Genomic DNA, 7,404 nt, shown 5'->3' on the forward strand with positions numbered 1-7,404 from the left:
GGAGGTGCGGTGGTGGTCGTCGCGCCCGGACTGAAGCATCAGTCGTGGGAGTGGAGGGGCTTGCCGGCCAGGGCGAGGTGGGCCTCGCCGAGAGCCTCGTTCTGGGTCGGGTGCGCGTGGATGAGCTGCGCGACCTCGGCCGGCAGGGCCTCCCAGTTGTAGATCAGCTGAGCTTCGCCGACCTGCTCGCCCATACGGTCACCGACCATGTGGACGCCGACCACGGCGCCGTCCTTGACCTGGACGAGCTTGATCTCGCCCGCGGTCTTGAGGATCTTGCTCTTTCCGTTGCCCGCGAGGTTGTACTTGAGAGCGACGACCTTGTCCGCGCCGTAGATCTCCTTGGCCTTGGCCTCGGTGATACCGACGGAGGCGACCTCGGGGTGGCAGTACGTCACCCGCGGCACGCCGTCGTAGTCGATCGGAACGGTCTTCAGACCGGCCAGCCGCTCGGCCACCAGGATGCCCTCGGCGAAGCCGACATGCGCGAGCTGGAGGGTCGGGACGAGGTCGCCGACCGCCGAGATGGTCTCCACGTTCGTGCGCATGTACTCGTCGACGACGACATAGCCGCGGTCGGTCGCGACGCCCTGCTCCTCGTAGCCGAGACCCTCGGAGACCGGACCGCGGCCGATCGCGACGAGCAGTATCTCCGCCTCGAAGGTCTTGCCGTCGGCCAGCGTCACCCGGACACCGTCCGGGGTGTACTCGGCCTTCTCGAAGAACGTACCGAGGTTGAACTTGATGCCGCGCTTGCGGAAGGCGCGCTCCAGCAGCTTGGAGCTGTTCTCGTCCTCGACCGGGACGAGGTGCTTGAGGCCCTCGACGACCGTGACGTCCGTGCCGAAGGACTTCCACGCGGAGGCGAACTCGACGCCGATGACGCCGCCGCCCAGGATGATCGCGGACTTCGGGACGCGGTCCAGCGTCAGCGCGTGGTCCGAGGAGATGATGCGGTCGCCGTCGATCACCAGACCCGGCAGCGACTTCGGTACGGAACCGGTCGCGAGGAGGACATGACGGCCCTGGACGCGCTGCCCGTTCACATCGACGGAGGTGGGGGAGGAGAGCCGGCCCGCGCCCTCGATGTAGGTCACCTTGCGGGAGGCGACCAGACCCTGAAGGCCCTTGTACAGGCCCGAGACGACCTCGTCCTTGTACTTGTGTACACCCGCGATGTCGACACCGTCGAAGGTGGTCTTGATACCGAACTGCTCGCTCTCGCGCGCCTGGTCGGCGATCTCGCCGGCGTGCAGCAGAGCCTTCGTGGGGATGCAGCCGTTGTGCAGGCAGGTGCCGCCCAGCTTGTTCTTCTCGATCAGTGCGACGTCCAGGCCCAGCTGCGCTCCGCGCAGCGCCGCGGCGTAACCGCCGCTACCGCCGCCGAGGATCACTAGGTCGAAAACGGTGCTGGCGTCGTTCGCCACGTCACGTCCTCCATGCATGTGCGCCGGGCGCGGTCCGGTGACCGGGCGGCGGCTGGTCTTCGGCCGCTATGTCTTCGGCCCTGTGGTGGGGGCCCTGTCCTGCCGAGAACCCATCTTCGCACTTGTCGAAGCAAGACGGGACGCGGGGCCCCGGAGGTGAGACGGGCGACATAGTTCTGCCGCCCCCGCCCGCCTCCGGAGCCCCGGTCCGCCGGCCTCCGCGCGTGGACCGTGACTCAGCCCAGGTCGCCCGCGGCGGTGCGCTCCGCCAGCTTCACGAGCGTACGGATCGAGGCGCCCGTACCGCCCTTGGGCGTGTAGCCGTACGGTGCCCCCTCGTGGAACGCCGGGCCCGCGATGTCCAGGTGGGCCCAGGTGATGCCCTCGCCGACGAACTCCTTCAGGAAGAGCCCGGCGACCAGGCCGCCGCCCATGCGCTCGCCCATGTTCGCGATGTCGGCGGTGGGGGAGTCCATGCCCTTGCGCAGGTCCGCGGGGAGCGGCATCGGCCAGGACGCCTCGCCCGCCTCCTCAGCGATCTCGTGGATCGAGGTACGGAACGCCTCGTCGTTCGCCATGATCCCGAACGTCCGGTTGCCCAGCGCCAGCACCATCGCGCCGGTCAGCGTCGCCACGTCGACGATCGCGTCCGGGCTCTCCTCGGAGGCCCGGGTCAGCGCGTCGGCCAGCACGAGCCGGCCCTCGGCGTCGGTGTTGAGGACCTCGACGGTCTTGCCGCTGTACATGCGCAGCACGTCACCCGGGCGGGTGGCGGTGCCGGACGGCATGTTCTCCGCGAGGGCGAGCCAGCCGGTGACGTTGACGGCGAGACCGAGCCGGGCGGCCGTGACGACGGCGGCGAACACGGCGGCGGCGCCGCTCATGTCGCACTTCATGGTCTCGTTGTGACCGGCCGGCTTCAGCGAGATGCCGCCCGAGTCGTACGTGATGCCCTTGCCGACGAGCGCGAGGGTCTTCTCCGCGTCGGGGTGCGTGTAGGCGAGCTTCACCAGCCGCGGCGGGTTGGCCGAACCCTGGCCGACCCCGAGGATGCCGCCGTAGCCGCCCTTGGCGAGCGCCTTCTCGTCGAGGACCTGCACCTTGATGCCGTTCTCCTTGCCGGCGGCGGTGGCCACGGCGGCGAAGGACTCGGGGGTGAGGTCGTTCGGCGGGGTGTTCACCAGATCGCGGGCGCGGTTGACCTCTTCGGTCAGCGCGATCGCACGCTCGGCCGCGGCCTTGTGCGCCTTGTCGCGCGGCTTGGCGCCCAGCAGGGCGACCTCGCCGAGCGGCTGCTTCGGGCCGTCGCCCTTCTTGGCGTTCTTCTCGCCGCCCTGGTACGCGGTGAAGGCGTACGCGCCGAGCAGCGCGCCCTCGGCGATGGCCTCGACGTCCTCGGACGCCTCGACGGGCAGCGCGAACGCGGCCTTCTTCACGCCGGACAGAGCGCGCGCGGCGACCCCGGCGGCACGGCGCAGCGGCTCGGCGCCGTACGTCGCGTCCTTCTCCGGGACGGGGCCGAGCCCGACCGCGAGGAGGACCGGCGCCTTCAGGCCCGACAGCACGGGCAGCTTGGTCACCTCACCCTCGGCACCCGAGGCGCCGAGGGTCTCCAGGACGGAGGCGAGCTTTCCGTCGAACGCCTTGTCCACGGCCTCGGCGCCCGGCGCCACGACCGGCCCCTTGGCGCCCTTCGCGACACCGACGACAATCGCGTCGGCGCGCAGCGTCGCCGCCCCGGCAGTGCTGAGAGTGAGAGCAGTCACGGTGGTGAAATCTCGCTTTCGTTAGGTTCGTTGGCGGTCGAGGGGTGGGCCGACCGTGCCCGCCGCATCGTAAGCGGGCGACAGGCCCTGGGCACGGCGGGAACGAGCCTACGCTCAGTGATATCCGTCGCTCACGGGGGCGGCGGTTCCTTCGGCTGTGGGCGGCTTTCCCACCTTTGCGACGGGCCGGAACGCGTCCAGGACCGCGGGCGTCACGAGCCCAGCGTCAGCGCGACCAGCGCCACGGTCGCGGCCGTCTCCGCGAGGGCGCCGAAGACATCGCCGGTGACCCCGCCGAAGCGCCGTACGCAGTGCCGCAGCAGCAGTTGGGCCGCGATCAGCCCGGCCACGGCCGCCAGCGCGTGCTGTACGGCGCCGTAGGGACCGAACAGCGCGCCCGCCGCCGCGCAGGCCGCCATGACGAGCAGCGCGGCGACCGCGGCGGACCGTACCGGCACCGCCCCAGCCACCGCCGCGCCCAGACCGTCGGGCCGGGCCGGCGGCACGCCCGTACGGCAGGCCAGGGTGAGCGCGAGCCGCGCCGTCACCCCGGCGACGACCACCGCCACCGCGCCGCGCGCCGCGCTCCCCGCGTACAGCCCGGCCACCGCCGCGACCTGCCCCAGCAGCACCAGCACCAGCGTGACCACCCCGAACGGGCCGATGTCCGACCGCTTCATGATCCGCAGCGCGTCCTCGGCGGGCCTGCCGCTGCCGAGGCCGTCCGCGGTGTCGGCGAGACCGTCAAGATGGAGAGCGCGGGTGAGGACGGCGGGTACGGCCACCGCCGCCACCGCCGCGAGCAGCGGGGGCGCGCCCGCGAGCAGCAGTAGCGCGCCGGCGCCCGCCGCGGCCGCCCCCACGACCAGCCCGGCGGCCGGCGCGCTCAGCATTCCGGTACGGGCCGCGCCGCGGTCCCAGCGTGTCAGCCGGACCGGGAGCACGGTGAGGGTGCCGAAGGCGAACCGTATGCCGTCGGCCACCGGGGCGCGTGCGGCGTCCACGCGTTCGCCGTCCATGGGGGTCATCGCGCGAGACTAGCCCCCGACGGTCAGCGACGCGTCGCCAGCCTTCTGCGGTGCAGCCACCCCGGCAGCCCCGGCGCCTCCAGGAAGCCTTCGGCGCGGCCCGCCGCGATACCGATGCGCAGCAGATCGGCGCTCTTCTCGAAGAGCATGAAACGCGGCTCCCAGATGGGCCGGTACTTGGCGTTGGCGCGGTACAGCGACTCGATCTGCCACCAGCGCGAGAAGAAGCTGAGCAGCGAGCGCCACAGCCGGAGCACGGGCCCCGCGCCCAGCTTCGCTCCCCGCTCGAAGACCGACCGGAACATCGCGAAGTTCAGCGAGACCTGTGTGATCCCGATCTCCCCCGCACGCCGGAGGAGTTCGATGACCATGAACTCCATCAGTCCGTTCTCGCTGTCCCGGTCACGGCGCATCAGATCGAGCGAGAGTCCCTTGGGCCCCCAGGGCACAAAGCTGAGCACCGCCCTCAGCTCGCCGTTCCCGTCATGGCATTCGAGCATCACGCACCGGCCGTCGCCCGGGTCGCCCAGCCGGCCGAGCGCCATCGAGAAGCCGCGCTCGGTCGCGCCGTCGCGCCAGTCGTCCGCGCGGCGCAGCAGCTCGGCCATCTCGTCGGCCGGGATGTCCTCGTGGCGTCTGACCGTGACCCGGTAGCCGGCCCGCGCGACCCGGTTGTACGCCTGGCGCACGGTCCGCATGGCCCGCCCCTCCAGGGTGAAGTCGGCGGTCTCGACCAGCGCCTCGTCACCCAGTTCCAGCGCGTCCAGACCATGCCGGGCGTAGATCGTGCCGGCCTCCTCGCTCGCGCCCATCACCGCCGGCAGCCAGCCGTGCTCCCGCGCCTCGGCCAGCCAGGGTTCGATCGCCCCGGGCCATGCCTCCGGATCACCGATCGGATCGCCGGAGGCCAGCGACACCCCGCCCACCACGCGATACGTGATGGCGGCCTTGCCGGTCGGCGACCACATCACGCTCTTCTCACGGCGCAGCGCGAAGTAGCCGAGCGAATCGCGCTCCCCGAACTTGTCCAGGAGCACCCGCAGCCTCGCCTCGTCGTCCTCGGTGATCGGATCGACGGCGCGGCGCGAGCGGAACGCCGCGTACAGCACGGCGAGCAGCAGCAGCGTGGACAGCACGTTGATGGTGACATTGACCCAGCCGGGCGTCGCGATCCCGGGGAAACGGGAGTCGTCGGCCATCAGCGAGACGAGCCGCGCCGTGCCGTACCGCCAGCGCTCGCTGAAGGACGAGGTCCCCCCGGCGGTGTTGGTGACGGTGACGAGCAGCGCCGCCAGCAGCGAGGCGGCCAGCAGCCCGCCGACCGCCACGGCCGCCGCCAGCTTCGGGTTGGAGCGGTCGCCCTTCGCGTAGAACTCCCGCCGCCCCAGCAGCAGTGCGCCGACGAAGGCGCCGGTCAGCCCCAGCGAGACCCAGTTCTGCGGATACCGCCTGATCTCCGGAAAGACCATCACGAACGCGAACAGCAGCAGGAAGGACCCGGCGAGCACGAGATTGAGAATCCAGGCGGCCCGCTTGCGGCGGCGCATGGTGATCGCCAGGAAGAGCGTGAAGACACCGGACGCGAAGCCCGCGGTGAGCAGATACGGGGTGAAGTAATTGTCGACGTTGTGCCGGCGCAGATCCTGTCCGAGCGAGACCCACACGGCGCTCAGGAAATTGACGAAGGTGACGGCGCGCAGATACCAGACCGCGAACGCCGCGCCGCGCCGCGAACGTTCGGTGGCCCGGCTCGCCCCGGTCGCCCGGCCCAATGGATAGACAGCCATGCGGACTTCTCCCATAAAACACGATCATATGGGGCATCGTGCTTCATGCCGACTGATACGGCCGCCCGTGGTAGCGACCGCACCGATGCCTCACCCGGTGACGTACTCCGCGGCGTCCTCCGCCGGCTCCGCCGCGGCCCGCTCCGGCAGCTCCGCCGCGAGTGCGGCAGCGGCCCGGACGAGCGGCAGCGCGAGCAGCGCCCCGGATCCTTCCCCTACGGTGACGCCCTGGTCCAGCAGCGGGTTGAGCGCCATCCTGTCCAGCGCCTTCGCCTGCGCGGGCTCCCCGCTCAACTGGCCCGCCAGCCACCAGTCGGGGGCGCGGAACGCCGCCCGCTGCCCGACCAGCGCGCAGGCCGCCGAGACCACACCGTCCAGGATCACCGGCATCCGCCGTACCGCGCTCTGCAACAGGAACCCGGTCGTCGCGGCCAGATCCGCGCCCCCGACCGTCGCCAGCAGCTCCAGCTGATCCCCGAGCACCGGCCGCGCCCGGCGCAGCGCGTCCCGGACCGCCGCGCACTTGCGCATCCACGCCAGATCATCGATCCCGGCGCCACCGCGCCCGGTCACCACGGACGCGTCCGTACCGCACAGCGCGGCGATCAACGTGGCCGCGGGTGTCGTACCGCCGACGCTCAGATCGCCCAGCACGACGAGATCCGTGCCCGAGTCCGCCTCCTCGTCCGCGATCGCCATCCCGAGCCGTACGGCCCGCTCGGCCTCCTCGACGGTCAGCGCGTCCTCAATATCGATCCGGCCGCTGCCCCGCCGCACCCGGTGCCGTACGACCTCGTCGGGCAGCAGCGCGGGATCGCAGTCGAGCCCGGCGTCCACGATCCGCACCGGCACCTCCGCGAGCCGGGCCAGCACGGCGACGGGGCTCTCGCCCTCCAGCACCGCGCGCACCAGCACGTGCGCGCTGCCGGCGGGCCGCCCCGAGACGTCGAGCGCGGCGACGCCGTGATCACCCGCGAACAGCACGACGCGGGGCTGCCGGACGGCCTTGACGGGTACGGACCCCTGCGCGGCGGAGAGCCACTCACCGAGCTCATCCAGGCGCCCCAGCGCCCCACTCGGCACGACCAGCCGCTCCCGCCGCTCCTCGGCGTCCCGCCGCGTACCGCTGTCGGGGCGCTCGATCAGATCGGAGAAGTCATCGAGATTAAGCGAGCTCATTCGCTGACAGTACCGTCCGGCGGGGAGCGGTCGTCTTTGGCCTGGGGCCGGTTTCCGGGTGCGGGTGCGGGTGCGTGTGCGTGGGGCGGGTGTCCGGGCCGGTTTTCGTGTGCGGGTGCGTCGCTGGTGCCGGGGGCCGGGGCCTCCGGAGGTCCGTGTCCGGACTGCTTTCCTCACCGCGCTTCGCGCGAGCTGCGACGCTTTACGTCCGGACACG

Annotated in this window: 5 protein-coding genes; all 5 read right to left on the reverse strand. The window is 71.7% G+C overall.

The features are described 5' to 3' along the window. Nucleotides 1-38: 38 nt before the first annotated feature. A complete protein-coding gene (gene lpdA, locus IF11_RS0118685) occupies nucleotides 39-1,427 on the reverse strand; it encodes a dihydrolipoyl dehydrogenase (RefSeq protein WP_030352771.1) in 1,389 nt (462 codons plus the stop codon). A gap of 236 nt (nucleotides 1,428-1,663) precedes the next feature. Beyond that, a complete protein-coding gene (locus IF11_RS0118690; RefSeq protein ID WP_030352772.1) occupies nucleotides 1,664-3,193 on the reverse strand; it encodes a leucyl aminopeptidase in 1,530 nt (509 codons plus the stop codon). A 212-nt stretch (nucleotides 3,194-3,405) separates the two neighbouring features. After that, nucleotides 3,406-4,221, reverse strand: a complete 816-nt coding sequence (locus IF11_RS0118695) for an adenosylcobinamide-GDP ribazoletransferase (protein ID WP_244888238.1) — start codon at nucleotides 4,219-4,221, stop codon at nucleotides 3,406-3,408. Nucleotides 4,222-4,244: 23 nt separating this feature from the next. Further along, a complete protein-coding gene (locus IF11_RS0118700) occupies nucleotides 4,245-6,023 on the reverse strand; it encodes a phosphatidylglycerol lysyltransferase domain-containing protein (protein WP_030352774.1) in 1,779 nt (592 codons plus the stop codon). A gap of 75 nt (nucleotides 6,024-6,098) precedes the next feature. Then, complete coding sequence (gene cobT, locus IF11_RS0118705; protein WP_030352775.1) at nucleotides 6,099-7,187, reverse strand: nicotinate-nucleotide--dimethylbenzimidazole phosphoribosyltransferase; 1,089 nt, start codon at nucleotides 7,185-7,187, stop codon at nucleotides 6,099-6,101. Nucleotides 7,188-7,404: the final 217 nt, after the last annotated feature.

It is taken from the genome of Streptomyces scopuliridis RB72, assembly GCF_000718095.1.
In the GTDB taxonomy this organism is placed as follows: Bacteria; Actinomycetota; Actinomycetes; order Streptomycetales; family Streptomycetaceae; genus Streptomyces; species Streptomyces scopuliridis.